General features: G+C 70.3%; 9 protein-coding genes. 3 read left to right on the top strand and 6 right to left on the bottom strand.

Going from position 1 to position 14438, the window contains the following annotated elements:
- Positions 1 to 72 precede the first annotated feature (72 nt).
- Positions 73 to 579, bottom strand: a complete 507-nt coding sequence (locus D7Y13_RS14205) for a MarR family winged helix-turn-helix transcriptional regulator (RefSeq protein WP_120533969.1) — start codon at positions 577 to 579, stop codon at positions 73 to 75.
- A 126-nt stretch (positions 580 to 705) separates the two neighbouring features.
- Positions 706 to 1815 carry a glycerophosphodiester phosphodiesterase family protein gene (locus D7Y13_RS45715; RefSeq protein WP_158626153.1) on the bottom strand — a complete coding sequence of 370 codons (1110 nt, stop codon included), beginning with the start codon at positions 1813 to 1815 and terminating at the stop codon, positions 706 to 708.
- A gap of 110 nt (positions 1816 to 1925) precedes the next feature.
- Between D7Y13_RS45715 and D7Y13_RS14195 the strand changes: the two genes are divergently transcribed.
- Positions 1926 to 2606 (top strand): sterol desaturase family protein, encoded by a 681-nt coding sequence (locus D7Y13_RS14195; protein WP_233595672.1) that lies wholly within the window; start codon positions 1926 to 1928, stop codon positions 2604 to 2606.
- A 46-nt stretch (positions 2607 to 2652) separates the two neighbouring features.
- Complete coding sequence (locus D7Y13_RS14190) at positions 2653 to 2883, top strand: Rossmann-fold NAD(P)-binding domain-containing protein (protein ID WP_120533972.1); 231 nt, start codon at positions 2653 to 2655, stop codon at positions 2881 to 2883.
- Here D7Y13_RS14190 and D7Y13_RS14185 read toward each other — a convergent pair whose 3' ends face one another.
- Complete coding sequence (locus tag D7Y13_RS14185; RefSeq protein WP_120533973.1) at positions 2884 to 3354, bottom strand: nuclear transport factor 2 family protein; 471 nt, start codon at positions 3352 to 3354, stop codon at positions 2884 to 2886.
- Positions 3335 to 12097, bottom strand: coding sequence for a non-ribosomal peptide synthetase/type I polyketide synthase (locus D7Y13_RS14180; protein ID WP_120584308.1), 8763 nt, complete (start codon positions 12095 to 12097; stop codon positions 3335 to 3337). The genes D7Y13_RS14185 and D7Y13_RS14180 overlap by 20 nt, the downstream gene beginning before the upstream one ends.
- A 118-nt stretch (positions 12098 to 12215) precedes the next feature.
- Between D7Y13_RS14180 and D7Y13_RS14175 the strand changes: the two genes are divergently transcribed.
- Positions 12216 to 12752, top strand: coding sequence for a metal-dependent hydrolase (locus D7Y13_RS14175; RefSeq protein ID WP_120533975.1), 537 nt, complete (start codon positions 12216 to 12218; stop codon positions 12750 to 12752).
- A 9-nt stretch (positions 12753 to 12761) separates the two neighbouring features.
- Here the strand turns inward: D7Y13_RS14175 and D7Y13_RS14170 are convergent, their stop codons facing one another.
- Both D7Y13_RS14170 and D7Y13_RS14165 read right to left on the bottom strand, forming a co-directional pair.
- On the bottom strand, positions 12762 to 13562 hold the full coding sequence (locus tag D7Y13_RS14170; protein WP_120533976.1) for a glutaminyl-peptide cyclotransferase: 801 nt from the start codon (positions 13560 to 13562) through the stop codon (positions 12762 to 12764).
- Between the two features lie 67 nt (positions 13563 to 13629).
- Entirely contained in the window at positions 13630 to 14091 is a 462-nt protein-coding gene (locus tag D7Y13_RS14165; protein ID WP_120584307.1) for a response regulator, read from the bottom strand.
- Between the last annotated feature and the right edge of the window lie 347 nt (positions 14092 to 14438).

Below are 14438 nucleotides of genomic sequence, written 5' to 3'. Positions count from 1 at the left end.
GCGTCCAGGGAGGCGGTGCGGGTCGTCATGGTTGTTGCTCGAGTCGGATGAAGAAAGGGGTCTGGAGGCGGATCAGGGATCGCGCAGGGCGGGGACGCCGGCGGACACCTTGGCCAGCAGGGCGCGCAGGGTGTCGCGCTCGTCCTGGCTCAGGTGGGCCATGAGCGCGGCGGTACGGCGGTAGTGGTCGGGCAACATGCCCTGCATGAGGTCGCGGCCCCGCTCGGTGAGGTGCACCGAGTACATGCGCCGGTCCTCGGGGTGGTCCACGCGGGAGACGAGGCCGTCCTTCTCCAGCGTGTCGAGCAGCCCCGTCATCGTGGCGCGGCTGCACGACGCCAGCTCCGCGATCTCCGCGGGGCTCAGGGTTCCGCCCGCGTCCTCCGCGAGGAACAACTGCACCAGAACCACGAAGCGCCCCTGCGACAATCCGTGCCGCGAGAAGTGCGCCTCGTAGGCCCCCGTCAGCTCATTGGACAGACGCAGCATCGCGATACACGTCTCGATGGCGCTCGGGTCCAGCGTGGGGAAGCGGTGGACCTGCAGTTGGAGCCGCTCGTACCGGGGCACGAGCTTCATCGGGGTCGCGTTCTTGGGAGGGACAGGAGCCAAGGCGGGGCATCTAGTAAGGCCCCTAACAATTTTGCGCAAGATGATTCGGGGCCTGACTACCTTCCCGAATCTTGAGGGAGGACAGGGGCTTTCCTACTCGGAAGCCGCCTCCAGGTCCGACCCGCTTGGTAGGTGCTCCAAGAGGTAGACGGTGCGCAACCCGGGGTGACGGGACTGAAGAGAGCGGAGCGCTCCCACATCGAAGGACTGCACGTCCGCGCGGGCAGTGAGTCCGGAAGACAGGATGGCCTGGGCGACCGCATCGCCATGCGCCAGGGGGATGGCTGTCTTCGCGGAGGTCCGTTTGAGTTCCACATTGAACCGCACCCGCTTCGCGTTCCGGGCGCGGAGCGGGTCGCGGGCGGTGTGCTCGGCGTCCGACTGTGTTTCAGCGAAGGCGAACACCTGGCGCAGGGTGGGCACCGTGTAGGCGTCCGGGAGGCCGGCGCGGGCGGCGAAGGCGACGGCCTCGGGAGACAGGGCGCGGTCGTTCGTCTGCTCGGGACGGTCTTCCAGGAGCCGGTCGCAGACGAAGGCGGACTGGAGTCGCGCGACGGTGAGGGACGCGATGGAAACGGGGGCGGCGAGCGGGCTTCCGTCCGTGTGGCGGCACTTCGCCGGAGACAGGTCCGGGTCGTGGGAGAGCACGGGCACGCCGTCCGCGGTGAGGACGGTGTCCATTTCCAACGTCGTCATGCGGTGGTCGAGCGCGGCCTCGAAGGCGGGCAGCATGTTCTCCGGACGCAGGTTCCGCGCGCCCCGGTGGCCCTGCGCATCGAAGCGCTTCGGGTCGATGAGGCCGTCCGCATCCAGCAGGTCGCCGGGCGTGCCATCCGCGTTGGCGTCGAAGTCGCGCACCGCCTGGGCGAGCAGGTCCGGCCGGTCGCTGATGATTCCGTCCACGCCGCGCTGGAGCAGGGCCCGCATCGTGGGCAGGTCGTTCACCGTCCAGACGATGACCGGGTGTCCGGCATCGCGCAGGCGCTTCAGTTCGATGCCCGGTCGCGAGGACAACAGCGCGAAGGCCGGGGAGCAGACGGGGGCTCTCGTGGAGCCCTGGGCCCGAGCGTGGGCTCGCGCGGTGTCCATCAGACGCAGCGTGGGGTCGTCTCCCGGGGCGGAAGTGGTTCGACCGGATCCGGTGCAGGAAGCGGCGAGTCCCGCGAGCAACAGCGCGAAGGCAGTCAGGGGGGCGGAGGGCACGGACACATCCTGCCAGCAGGCGGGCGGGGGCAGCTTCACGCAAGGCAACACTTCAGCCAGACGAACAGCCAGAGGCAATCGGCTGTCATCATCCCAAGACTCATACAGTCATGAGTCGCGCGTACTTCCGGCATCAATCCACTCGCATGTTCGAGAACGACTTTCTCGAAGCCTGCTCGAAGGTTCACCCTGCGGTGCCCATCCTCCTCTATGGCCCGTTCACACTGGGCCTGTTGGGTTGGGGCCTGTACACGGGGAGGACGACGGTGGGGATGAGCGTGCTGTTCGTGACGCTCGGCCTGCTGACGTGGATCTTCATGGAGTACAGCATCCACCGGTTCTTCTTCCATTGGGAGGGCAAGGGCCCCATCACCCGGCGGGTGCATGAGATTGCCCACGGCTACCACCATAAGTACCCGGACGACCCCCAGCGCCTGGTGATGCCTCCCAGCGCGAGCGTCCCACTGGCCCTCCTCATCGGCGGGCTGCTGTGGTTGGTAGGCCATCCGGCGCAGACGCTTCCGTACTTCATCGGCATCGTCTGGGGCTACATGACCTACGACACGATCCACTGGGCCACGCACCACCACACGCCGCGCACGAAATGGGGCAAGGAACTGCGCGCGCACCACATGGCGCACCACTTCGCGACGCCGGACCGCAACTTCGGCATCAGCAACCGGTGGGTGGACATCCTGATGGGCAGCGGCGGAAGGCGCGCCAGGCGCCCGGCGAAGGAGGCGTCGCGCCAGCACGTTCGTCCCGGGGAGGGCTCCGTCGTGAAGCCGTGAGGTCCCCGGGCTGGAGACCCGTGGCCCGTGGTTCGGAACAGGAACGATGGATGTGAAGGATGCCACCGTGCAGGCGGCCCTGCGCCAGGCGTGCGAGGACGCAGGTCTGCCGGAGTCCCTGCGCGGTTGCGTGTATCCGCTCTTGCGCGACCCGGAGGGCGACTGGCCTTCGTGCTGCGGTGGCGGTTGCATGCCGTGTTCCTCCACGCTGATGGACGTGGCGGTGCGCACGCTGGAGCTGCTGGGCACGCCGCGACGCTCGCCCCTGCCGCCCTGACTATCGGTACTTGTGGTCGACGAGCACCTCCGTGCGCGGAAGCGACCAGTGCATCTGGACCATCCGCCACTCCGCGTCCCGGCGCTCGAACACGCACGTCACGCGGATGCCCTCGAAGGTGGCGGGACGGCCGCCCGCGACCACCGCGATGTCCATCGCGGGCAGCGTGAGACACGCCAGCGTGGAGGGCGGTGCCCCGCCGTGCCAGAGCTGTGCGGAGCGCAGCGTCACCCGGATGTCGCGCAGGCTCGCGAACTGGGTGCGGAAGGAGTGTTCGACCTGCTCCCAGCCGACGAAGTGCAGGTTGGAGTGGGTGCCCACGACCACGATGTCGTCGTCGTGCCAGAACAGCTCCCGCAGCGCGTCCAGGCTGCCACGTTCGTAGGCGTCCACGAACGCGGTGAAGCGCTGTCCCAGCTCGGCCTTCCAGCTCCCCGTGTCCTGCTTCCCCTCAACCCACGCCGTGGTCATCGCGCCGTACTCCCTTCCCCGCCGTCACGCAGTCCTCGAGGATCCGGGCCACCTGCCTCACGAAGGGCGCCTCCATGACGCTGAAGTGGTTGCCGGGCACTTCGTGAAACTGGAAGTGCGCCGTCGTCAGCGCGCGCCACCACTCCTCCGCGTGGCCATCCAGGACCGTGTCCCGCTCCTGGGCCCGCAGGTACACCAGGGGGACCGCATGCCGTCCGGGCGTGTACGCGGCGATGGCCTCGTTGGTGGCGAGCACCACGTCGCGCAGCCGGAAGTCGAGCTCCATCGCCGTCTTCAAGCCCTCCGCCGCGCGCGGAGAGATTTCCTTGAACGCGTCGATCAACTGGAGCACGTCCCCCACGCTCCGGATCCCCAGCCTGCGCGAGTCATCCACCGTCACCGTGTCGATCTGGATGACGCCCGACACCGCATGCCCCCGCTCCAGCAGGACGGCGGCCATCTCATAGGCGATGACGCCCCCCGACGAATGGCCTCCCAGCCAGTAGGGCCCCTTCGGGTGGGACGCCAGCAGCTCGTCCACGTACCGGCGAGCCATCAACGGCACGTCCCGGTAGAGCACCTCGCCGGGTTCCAGCCCCGAGGCGCGGAACGCATACACCGGCCGGGCGGGCCCCAGCCGCCGCGTCAGCGGCATGTATGTGAAGACCGTTCCGCCAATGGGCTGCACGAAGAAGAGCGGCACCTGACCGGGCCGCCCCTCCTGGAGGTGCATCAACAACGCGGCCTCCTTCCGGAAGGGCCGCCCCGTCTTCTCCAGCTCGGAGAGGATGGCCTGGGTCAACGCGCCCAGCGTCGGGTGTTCCAGCACCGCGTGCAGCGACAGGCCCACCGACAGCTTCGCCTTGAGTTCGCGGTTGAGCTGCACGACCAGGAGGGAGGTGCCGCCCAGCTCGAAGAAGTGGCTGTCGGGCGTCAGCGACTCCTCGCCCAGCAGGTCCTTCCAGATGGCTTCCACCGTCGCCCGCACGCCCTCCCGGTGGATGCCCTGCGACCTGACGACAGGTCCGGGCTCCAGCGCCTCCGACGGAGGCGGCTCCTTCTTCGCCAGTGAGTAGTGCTTGCGCTCGAAGGGATACGTCGGAAGGGAGACGCGCCTCCGGGACACCCCGCCCCGCATCGCGCTCCAGTCCACCGGCACGCCCGCGGTCCACAGGTGGCCCACCGCGCACAGCAGCGACTGCTCATCGGATTCGGGGGCGGTGCGCCGTCCCACCGGCACGCCCAGCGTGGGCAGGACCAGCCGGTGCGTGCCCGCCTGGGGATGCAGCAGCGCCAGCGTGGAGAGGACGCGGCCCGGCCCCACCTCCACGAGGATGCGCTCGCGGCCTTCCAGCAGCAGGTCCAGGCCCCGGGAGAAGCGGACCGTGTGTCGCAGGTGACGGGCCCAGTACGCGGGGTCGCGCGCGGTGGCCGCGTCCATCCAGGTGCCCGTGACGTTGGAGACCAGGGGAATGCCCGGGACCTTTGGATCCATGGACGACGCCAGGGCCGTGAGCGGCTGCATCGCCGGCTCCACCAGCGCCGAGTGGAAGCCGCTCGCGCGCGGCAGCCGTTTGGAGCGCACGCCCTTCGACAGCAGCAGCGCCGCGAAGGACTCCAGGGCCTCCACCGTCCCGGACACCACGCACTGGCCGGGCCCGTTGACCGCGGCCAGGGACAGGTCGGCGGGAAGCTCCTGCGCCAGCACGCCCTCCGACAGCGGGATGGCCAACATGCCCGAAGGCGGCAGGGCATCGCAGAGCCGACCGCGCAGGTCGACCAGGGCCACGGCCTCCTCCAGCGACAGGACCCCGGACAGGCAGGCCGCGGTGTATTCGCCCAGGCTGTGGCCCATGAGGGCCGTGGGCTGGACGTTCCAGGAGAGCAGCAGTCGCGACAGCGCGTACTCCGTGGAGAAGAGGGCGGCCATGCCCAGCGACGGTGCGCGCAGGGCCTCCTCGGCGCGGGCCCGGTCCGCATCCTCCGCGAACAACACGGCGCGCAGCTCGCGCTCCGGATCCCGACCGAAGAGCGCGAGGCATTGATCCAGGGCCTCGCGGTACACCGGCGCGCGCCGATACCACGCCGCCCCCATGCCCGCCTCCTGCGTCCCCGTCCCGGGAAACAGGAAGACCACTTCGGGCACGTGGCGGGTCGCGCGTCGCGAGGAACCATCCCGCCGGAGCTTCGCGATGGCTTCCGCTGCATCCCCGCACACGATGGCGCGCCGGTACTCGAAGGCGGTCCGACCTTCGCGCGACGTGTACGCGACGTCCGCGAGCGCCTGGGTCGGGTGCTGCTCCAGGTGGTTCGCGAGCTGCCGCGACGCCGCGTCCAGGGCCTCCTCGCTCCGGGCCGACAGCACCAGCACCGTCTCGCCTTCTGGCGCACCGGTCGCTACCGGCACGGGCGGGGCTTCTTCGAGCACCACATGGGCGTTCGTCCCGCCAATGCCAAACGCGCTCACGCCCGCGAGGCGCGGGAGTCCTTCGGGGGCAGTCCACGGACGTCCCTCCCGGCTCACCAGGAAGCGGCTTCGCTCCAGCTCCAGCTCCTCGGGGGCGTGCTCGAAGTGGACGGTTCCGGGGATGAAGCGGTGCTCCAGGGCCAGCGTCACCTTGAGGAGTCCGGCCACGCCGGCCGCCGAGTCCAGGTGCCCCACGTTGCTCTTGAGCGAACCCAGCGCGCAGGAAGGCGCCGCGTCCTCGCGGTCACCGAAGGCCAGCCGCAGCGCCTGGACCTCCAGGGGGTCTCCCAGCGGCGTCGCGGTCCCGTGGGCTTCGACGTAGGTGATGTGACGCGGATCCACTCCGGCGGACGCGTGGGCCCGCGCGATGACGTCGCGCTGTCCCTCCACGCCGGGCGCGGTGAAGCCCACCTTGCCGTTGCCGTCGTTGTTGATGGCCGAGCCCCGGATGACGGCATGGACGGTGTCGCCATCACGCAACGCGTCCTCCAGGCGCTTCAACACCACGAGGCCCACGCCACTGGAGGGCACGGTGCCCTGAGCGCGCGCATCGAACGGGCGGCAGTGCCCGTCCGGCGAGGTGATGCTTCCCTCTTCGTGGAGGTAGCCGGCGGGCCCCGAGGCGAAGAGGGAGACGCCACCCGCAAGCGCCAGCTCGCACTCGCCCGCGCGCAGGCTCTGACAGGCCAGATGGATGGACACCAGGGACGTGGAGCAGGCGGTCTGCACCGTGAGCGCGGGCCCGCGCAGGCCCAGTTGATACGCCGTCGTCGTGGCCAGGAACTGCCACGGATTGCCCAGGATGGACCGGTACGATTCGGAGGCCACCGACAGGGTGCGGTAGCGCGACGCGACCTGTTCCAACCAGTAACGCGGCGCGCCCGAGCCCGCGAAGATGCCTGCCTTTCCGGGCAGTCGCTTCGGGTCGTAGCCCGCGGCCTCCAGCGCCTCCCAGGCGCACTCCAGGAACAGGCGCAGCTGCGGATCCATCAGCCGGGCGTCCTGCGGGCTGTAGCCGAAGAAACCGGCGTCGAAGAACTCCGCGTCCTCGAGGATCCCCGAGGCACGGACGTAGGCGGGCTCCTCCACAAGCTTGGGGTCCTCTCCCGCCGCCACCAGTTCCTCCTTGCTGAAGCGGGAGAGGCCCTCGCGGCCTTCCACCAGCAGCGACCAGAGCGCATCGAGATCCGGCGCTCCCGGGAAGCGGCCCGCCCGCCCGATGATGGCGATGCTGCCCGGACGCTGCTCCGGACTGGCACTGCGTTCCCTTCGAGGCGTTCGCGCGGGCGCTTCCACCGACGCGTCGTCCAACCGCCGCGCCAGGGCTTCGAGGGTCGGGTATTGGAACAGCGTGGCCATGCTCACCCGGATGCCCAGCTCCACTTCGAGCGCCGACTGCATCCGTGCGAGCAACAGGGAGTTTCCCCCCGCGTCGAAGAAGCCCTCCTGTCTGCCGATGCGCTCCACTCCGAGGAGCCGGCACCAGATGCGCTCCAGCGCCTTCTCGCGCTCCGTGGACGCGGCCGCCCCGGACGCCACGTCACGCCCCTGCGTTCGGGAAGGAGGAGGCGACAGCGCGCTCCGGTCGATCTTCCCGGTGACGCCCAGCGGGAACGACTCCAGCACCACCAGCTCCCGGGGAACCATGTGGGGCGGCAGTGTCTGGCCCAGCGCCTCCTTGAAGCCGCGCGACTGGAGACGCGCCGCCGCGTCGGCATTCCGGGGGACGACGTAGCCGACGAGGTGCCGCTCCCCCGCGAGCAGCCGGAGCTCAACCACCGCGTCCCGTACGTCAGGGTGCTCCCGCAGCGCGGCCTCCACTTCGCCCAGCTCGATGCGGAAGCCGCGCAGTTTGATCTGCCGATCCGACCGTCCGTGGAACTCGATGCTGCCGTCCGGACGATGGCTGGCGACGTCTCCGCTCTTGTAGAGCCGGGCGCCTGGCTCCGCGCTGAACGGATGGGGAACGAACCGCTCCGCATCCAGCTCCGGGCGGTGCAGGTAGCCCCGCGCCAGCCCCACCCCGCCGATGTAGAGCGAACCCCGGACGCCCACGGGTACTGGCGCCAGGGCGTCGTCGAGCAGATAGACCTCGTAGCCCGGAAGCGGCTTGCCGATGGGGGACCTGCCCGCGCCGGCCACGCAGTCGCCCGAGGTCGTGAAGACGGTGGTCTCCGTGGGCCCATACACCTGGATGAACCGCCGGCCCGGGGCCCAGGTGTCCACGAGCTGCTCCGGCACCTCTTCGCCGCCGACCACCAGCACCTTCAGGTCCGGGAGCGCCCGCCACGCCATGGGGCTCAGCGCCGCGGGCGTGAACATCGCGATGTGGATGCGCTGGGACGCCAGGAAGTCGGCCAGCTCCTCGCCGGGCGTCACCTCCGCCTGCGCGAGCAGGTACAGCGTCGCGCCGGAGAAGAGCGTCGGGAAGATCTCCGCGACGGAGAAGTCGAACCCGAACCGCGTGAACTGCAGCGCACGGACCCCGGGCCCGAAGCCGAAGCGCGCGGCCACGGTTTCGCAGAGATGGACCGCACCCCGGTGCCCCAGCAGCACGCCCTTGGGCTGGCCCGTCGAACCCGAGGTGTAGATGACATACGCCAGGTCCTCGCCTGTGACGGGGACCCGGGGATTCTCCACGGAGGCTCCGGCGAGCGTTTCGCGCAGTTGCTCCAGACCGAGGACCCGGGCGCCCGTGCCCGCCACGAGCGACCGCGTCGCCTCCTGCGCGAGGACGAGCTTCAACCCCGCGTCCCGCGCCGTGAACTCCAGCCGCGCCTGGGGGTAGCTGGGATCCAGCGGCACGTAGGCCGCGCCCGCCTTCAACGTCGCGAGCACCCCAATGATCATCTCGAAGGAGCGCTGGAGGCACAGGCCCACCAGGTCCCCAGGACCGACCCCTAGCGAGCGCAGGTGGTGGGCCAGCCGGTTCGCCTCCGCGTTCAGCGTCCGGTAGTTCATCACCCGGCCCTGGAACACCAGGGCGGGGGCCTCCGGGGTGCGCTCGGCCTGGGCCTCGAAGGGATGGTGCAGGCAGTCGGCGGTGGACACGTCCTCCGCCGGTCCCTGCGCCCACTCCAGGAGCCGGGTCTTCTCCTGCTCCGACAACAGCGGCAGCGCGGAGACGGACACGTCCGGGTCCCGGACGGCCTCGCGGAGCAGCGTCACGAAGTGCTCGCCCAGTTGGGAAATCATCCAGGGGTCGAACAGGTCCAGCGCGTACTCCAGCCGCACGGACATGCCGTCCGGCCGCTCATCCAGTTCGAGGGAGAGGTCCAGCTTCGACGTCCCCGTGTCGACGTCGTGCGGCTCCACCCGCCACCCCGAGCCCGGCACCGAGATGGGCGGCTCCAGGGTGCACGACACCTGGAGGAGCGGATTCGCACCGGGGATGCGCGCCGGGTTCACCGCCTCCACGATGCGCACGAGCGGCGCGTCCTGATGTTCGAGCGCCTCCAGACACACCTGCCGCACCCGCCCCACGAGGGCCCGGAAGCTCAACCCTTCGGAGAACCGCAGCCGCAGGGGCAACAGGTTCACGAAGTGGCCGGAGATGGTGCGCAGTTCTTCACGGCCGCGTCCCGAGAAGGCACCACCGATGACGAGGTCGTCGCTGCCGGAGTAGCGGTGCAGCAGCGCGCCGAACGCCGACAGCATCGTCATGAAGAGCGTGGCGTCCTCACGGCGACCCAGCGCCTTCACGGCCTCCAGGAGGTCCCGGGGGATGCGCACGAAGTGCTTCGCGCCACGGAAGCCCTGCACGGGAGGACGGGGACGTTGGGTGGGAAGCTCCAGGTGCGGCGCCCCCGCGAGCGTCCGCTTCCAGTAGCCGAGGTGCGGCGCGATGGCCTCCCGGTAGCGAGGGCCCTGCTGCCAGGCCGCGGCGTCCGCGTACTGGAGCGGCATGGGCGCCAGCTCCGCGGGCCTGCCATCGATGGCCGCCCGATAGAAGCGATGCAGTTCCTGGAGGAACGTCGCCATCGTGAAGCCGTCCACCACCAGGTGATGCATGACCAACGCGAGGCGGCACTCCGAAGCGCTCAGCCGCATCAGCGTCGCCCGCAGCAGCGGGCCCCGTTCCAGGTCGAAGGGCTCGCGCGCCTCCTGCGTGGTCAGTCGCGCGGCCTTCGCGCTCCGAAGTCCTTCGGGGACCGGGCGGAGATCCACGCTCCGCAACCGGAACGCCGTCCCAGGCTGTATCCGCTGGAGGGGACCTTCCGGCGTGGATCCGAAGGTGGTGCGCAGGACTTCATGCCGGGCGATGAGCGAATGGAACGCCTGTTCCAGTGCTTCGGGTTCGATGTCGCCCGGCAGGTACAGCGTGAAGGGCTCGTTGTAGAAGGCGCTCCGGGGCGCCACCTGATGCAGCAGCCAGAGCTGGCGCTGGGCATCGGACAGCGGCAGGGGCCCTCTCCGGTCCACGGGAACGACTGGAGGCAGGTCCAGCCCCCGGGCTTCGCCCCGCGCTGCCTCCACGCGTCGCGCCAGGGCTTCGAGGGTCGGATTCTCGAACAGCGCGCGCACCGGCAGGCGGACCGCCAGCGCTTGATCCAACCGTTCGATGAAGCGGACCGCCAGCAGCGAATCCCCTCCCGAGTCCAGGAAGCGGTCCTGGGTGCCGGCCTGCTCCGTGCCCAGCACCTCCGCCCAGACGCGCGCCACCTCGCGCTCCAGTCCCTCGCGCGGCGCCTCACCGTCCCCCGCGCCGAAGTGCGGCGCCGGGAGCTGCTGGAGGTCCACCTTCCCACTGGGATTGAGCGGCAGCCGGTCCAGCACCATGACCGCATGGGGAACCATGAAGGCCGGCAGCCGGGAGCGCAGGTGCACCAGCAGCTCCGTCGCGTCCGGGGAGGCACCCTCGCGCGGTGAGACATAGGCGACCAGCCGCTTGTCCCCGGGCGACGCCTCATGCACCCGGACCACCGCGTCACCGACCTGCCCATGGCCCCGCAGCGCACTTTCGATCTCCGCCAGCTCGACGCGGGCGCCCCGGATCTTCACCTGATGGTCCACGCGCCCCAGGAACTCCAGCGTGCCGTCCTCCCGCCACCGCGCGCGGTCCCCCGTCCGATACAGCCGTGCCTCCGGGGCGTCGCGGAAGGGGTCGGGGAGGAACCGCTCGCGGGTCAGGTCGGGGCGGTTCAGGTAGCCGCGCGCGAGCCCCTCTCCGCCGATGTACAGCTCCCCCACTTCACCGACGGGCCGGAGCGCCAGCGCGTCGTCCAGCACGTACACCTGGAGGTTCGCGAGCGGCCCTCCGATGGGAATGGACGTCCCGGGCTCGGGCGGCGAGCGGATCTCATGGGCCGTCGCGGAGGTGGTGCACTCCGTCGGGCCATAGCTGTTGAGCAGGCGCTGGGGCTTCCCGTGCGCCATCACGTGCGCCACCCACTTGGGGTCCAGCACGTCGCCGCCGACCATCAACACGCGAAGCTGACGGAACGCGTCCGGGATGGCCGCGGCCAGTTGGTGGAACAGCGACGTGCTCAGGACCGCGACCGACACCGCGTCACGCTCAAGCCGTGCCGCGAGGAGCGGAGGCGACAGCAGCGTCTCCTGCGAGAGGAGGCACAGCGTGGCGCCGTTCAGGAGTGCGCCCCAGACCTCCAGGGTCGAAGCGTCGAACGAGAACGAAGCGGCCTGGAGGACGCGGTCGTCGGGCCGGAACCCCATGAAGCCTGCGTCCAGCACCAGCCGGGCCACGCCCCGGTGCGGAATGCACACGCCCTTGGGCCTTCCCGTGGAGCCCGACGTGAACAGCACGTAGGCCAGCGAGTCAGGACCCGCGCCCCCCCGGACGTTCCACGCGTCGCGCTCCTCCAGGGGTTCGTCCGGCGAGGAAGGTTCGACGACGTGGCCCTGGAAGCGCAGCCCCTGGACGTCCTCGCGGCGGCCCACCAGCACGCGCAGCCCCGCGTCCTCGATCATCACGTTGAGACGATCCACCGGATGGCTGGAATCCAGGGGCAGATAGGCCCCGCCCGCCTTCAGGATTCCCAGCAACCCGACGAGTGTCTCCGGGGTGCGGTCGACGCGGATCCCCACGGGTTGATCCAACCCCACGCCCTGGGCCTGGAGCCTCCGCGCCAGCCGGTTCGCACGTCGGTTGAGCGTGTCATAGCTGAGCGCTCCGCCCTCGAAGCGCAACGCCACGGCCTCCGGTGTCTCACGTGCGCGGGCTTCGAACAGCGTGGCGATGTCCTGCCTGGAAAACTCCGTCTGGCGTCCCTGTGAAAAAGCCCGGAGTCTGTCTGGGTGCGCGGAGATGGGATTCATGATGAGTCATTGCCCCCTCCTCTCTGAACGCACGGCTCCGGAAACCTTCACCCCTGGCACGGACCTTCCAGGCCCGGATGACGGCCGGATGTGAATCACCGTACGCTTCAGCACCTTCATGAATCCCATTGTCCACGCCGAACTGTCCTGGCTGCTGGCGCAAGGCCTGCGTGAGCGGCGCGACCGCATCCTCGTCACCTGCGCGGGGCTCGCACCGGACCTGGATGGACTGTCATTGCTCGCGGGGGAGGAGTTCTACGCGCGCTATCACCACGTCATCTTCCACGGCTACGTGGGAGCGCTCGTCACGATGACGGTCTGCGCGGCGCTGGCCCGGCGGCGCGCGGCCGTGGCGCTGCTGTCGGTGGCGGCATTCCATGGGCATCTGCTGTGCGACCTCGCGGGCAGCGGTCCCGGTTGGCCCATCCACTACTTCTGGCCGCAGAGCCTGAGGGAGTGGTTCTGGTCCGGACAGTGGAACCTGGCCTCGTGGCAGAACACGCTCATCGGGCTGGCCGCGACGCTGGCCTGTCTGGCGTGTGCCCTGCCCTTCCAGCGGACCGTGGTGGAGCTGTTCTCGCTGCGCTGGGACGCGGAGGTCACCCGGACGGTGCGGCGGCGCTTCTCCCGGCAGGGTGCCACCGGGGCGCCCTGAGGTCGGTCACTACGGCGTGGCGGCGGGCTCCAGCTTCACCTCGAAGAGGTCGGGCCACAGCTTGCCGGTGAAGAACAGGCGGCCGGTGCCGGGCTCCAGCGCGATGCCGTTGAGCACCGCCTCATAGCCGCGCGCCCGTCCGCGCTCCGCCTGCACCAGCGCCGACGCGTCGATGACCGCCAGCACGTGGCCCGTGGCGTAGTCGATCTTCAGGACGTGGTTGGCGTGCCAGACGTTGGCGTAGACGCCGTCCTCCGCGCACTCCAGCTCGTTGAGCATCTCCTGCGGCGTGCCCTGCAACGTCACCTTCACCTGGGACTTCACGTGGAAGTCCTTCGGGTCGTGGAAGCGCAGCGTGGACGTGCCGTCGCTGCGCACCAGCTGCCCCTGCCAGAAGCACAGGCCCCAGCCCTCGCCCTTGTACGCCACCTGCTTCTCCTGCACAGGCGTCGCGCCGCTCCACACGAATAGCGTCTCGTCCTGCCACGTGAGCTGGTACAGGCGCTCGCCGTCGCTGGCCAGCCCCTCCGGGAACACGCCCGGCAGGGCCTGGGTCCACAGCGGCGCGGTCTGCTCCAGGGAGATGCGCCGCAGGTCACCCTTCTCGCCGGTGCTCTCGTAGAGCTGGCCCTGGTGGAACTGGAGCCCCTGGGTGAAGGCCGTCGGGTCGTGCGGGTACGTGTGGACGATGCGCGCCACCAGCCGCTGGGGCACCGCTTCGGAGGATCCCGCGTCCGGCGTCTGACGCTGCGCGGGCGCGCACCCCAGGCACAGGAGCGACAACGACAGGGACCAGGGCATGCGGTGCATGGGCTTCCTTGCGAGGGTGCGGCTTCGCGAGCGGCGGCAAGCCTAGCGCGCCGCGCCCGGCCCCGCTTCAGCCCCGCGCCACTGCGAGCGCCGCCTCCACCGCGTCGCGCAGTTCGTCCAGTTCGAACGGCTTGTCGAGCACGTAGGCAGCCCCCAGCCGCTGAGCCTCGCCGTGCAGCTTCGCGTCGCCGAACGCGGTGATGAGGATGACGGGCGTGTTCCACTGCTCGCGGCGCAGGCGGGCGAGCACCTCCAGGCCGGTGAAGCCCGGCATGCGCACGTCGGTGATGATGAGGTCGGGCGCGCGGGACTCGTCCGCCGTCAGCCCGTCGATGAGGACGCGCACCAGGTCCGGTCCGTCCGACGCCTCCACCACCTCATAACCGCGCCGCACCAGCATCTTGCGGATGAGGGTGCGCATCTCCAGTTGATCATCCGCGACGAGGATGCGGGGGGCGCGCGCCGACACCGTCTTGGGGTCTTCCCAGGCCGCGGCGCGCCCGGCCCCTTCCGTCTGCTCGTGCACCATGGGAGGGATCTCCTGGAGGGTTGAAGGTGCGCCGGGCTGCTCGCGCGAAAGGACCTCGCGAAGCGCGAAGGCCCTTCCCGACACGACAGCGTCACGGCGGTGGGACGTTCCGGACCTGGAGCATCCGCCGTGCCACGTCCGCGACCCCCGGGCCCTGGCGGAGGGGCGATGGGGCATGGGGCACGCTGCCCCCGGGCGAAATGCCCCGGCTGGGGCACTTTGCCCCGCCTCCGGGGGGCCTCCGGGGCACCGCTCCCCTCTGGGAGGGGTTCCGGGGGGCTTTGGCCCACGGGCTGCAATGAGGTCCGGGCGTCGGACCGGATGCGGGGCTTCCTCCAAGAGCTCCC

It is taken from the genome of Corallococcus praedator, from assembly GCF_003612125.1.
GTDB lineage: Bacteria > Myxococcota > Myxococcia > Myxococcales > Myxococcaceae > Corallococcus > Corallococcus praedator.
Note: the sequence above shows the minus strand (reverse complement) of the source record. Positions and strands in the feature narration are given on the sequence as shown.

Bases quoted from the DNA above. Each gene is read 5' to 3' on its own strand.
- D7Y13_RS14205 (WP_120533969.1), bottom strand. From the start codon at position 579: ATGAAGCTCGTGCCCCGGTACGAGCGGCTCCAACTGCAGGTCCACCGC.
- D7Y13_RS14195 (WP_233595672.1), top strand. From the start codon at position 1,926: ATGAGTCGCGCGTACTTCCGGCATCAATCCACTCGCATGTTCGAGAAC.
- D7Y13_RS14190 (WP_120533972.1), top strand. From the start codon at position 2,653: ATGGATGTGAAGGATGCCACCGTGCAGGCGGCCCTGCGCCAGGCGTGC.
- D7Y13_RS14185 (WP_120533973.1), bottom strand. From the start codon at position 3,354: ATGACCACGGCGTGGGTTGAGGGGAAGCAGGACACGGGGAGCTGGAAG.
- D7Y13_RS14180 (WP_120584308.1), bottom strand. From the start codon at position 12,097: ATGAATCCCATCTCCGCGCACCCAGACAGACTCCGGGCTTTTTCACAG.
- D7Y13_RS14175 (WP_120533975.1), top strand. From the start codon at position 12,216: ATGAATCCCATTGTCCACGCCGAACTGTCCTGGCTGCTGGCGCAAGGC.
- D7Y13_RS14170 (WP_120533976.1), bottom strand. From the start codon at position 13,562: ATGCACCGCATGCCCTGGTCCCTGTCGTTGTCGCTCCTGTGCCTGGGG.
- D7Y13_RS14165 (WP_120584307.1), bottom strand. From the start codon at position 14,091: ATGGTGCACGAGCAGACGGAAGGGGCCGGGCGCGCCGCGGCCTGGGAA.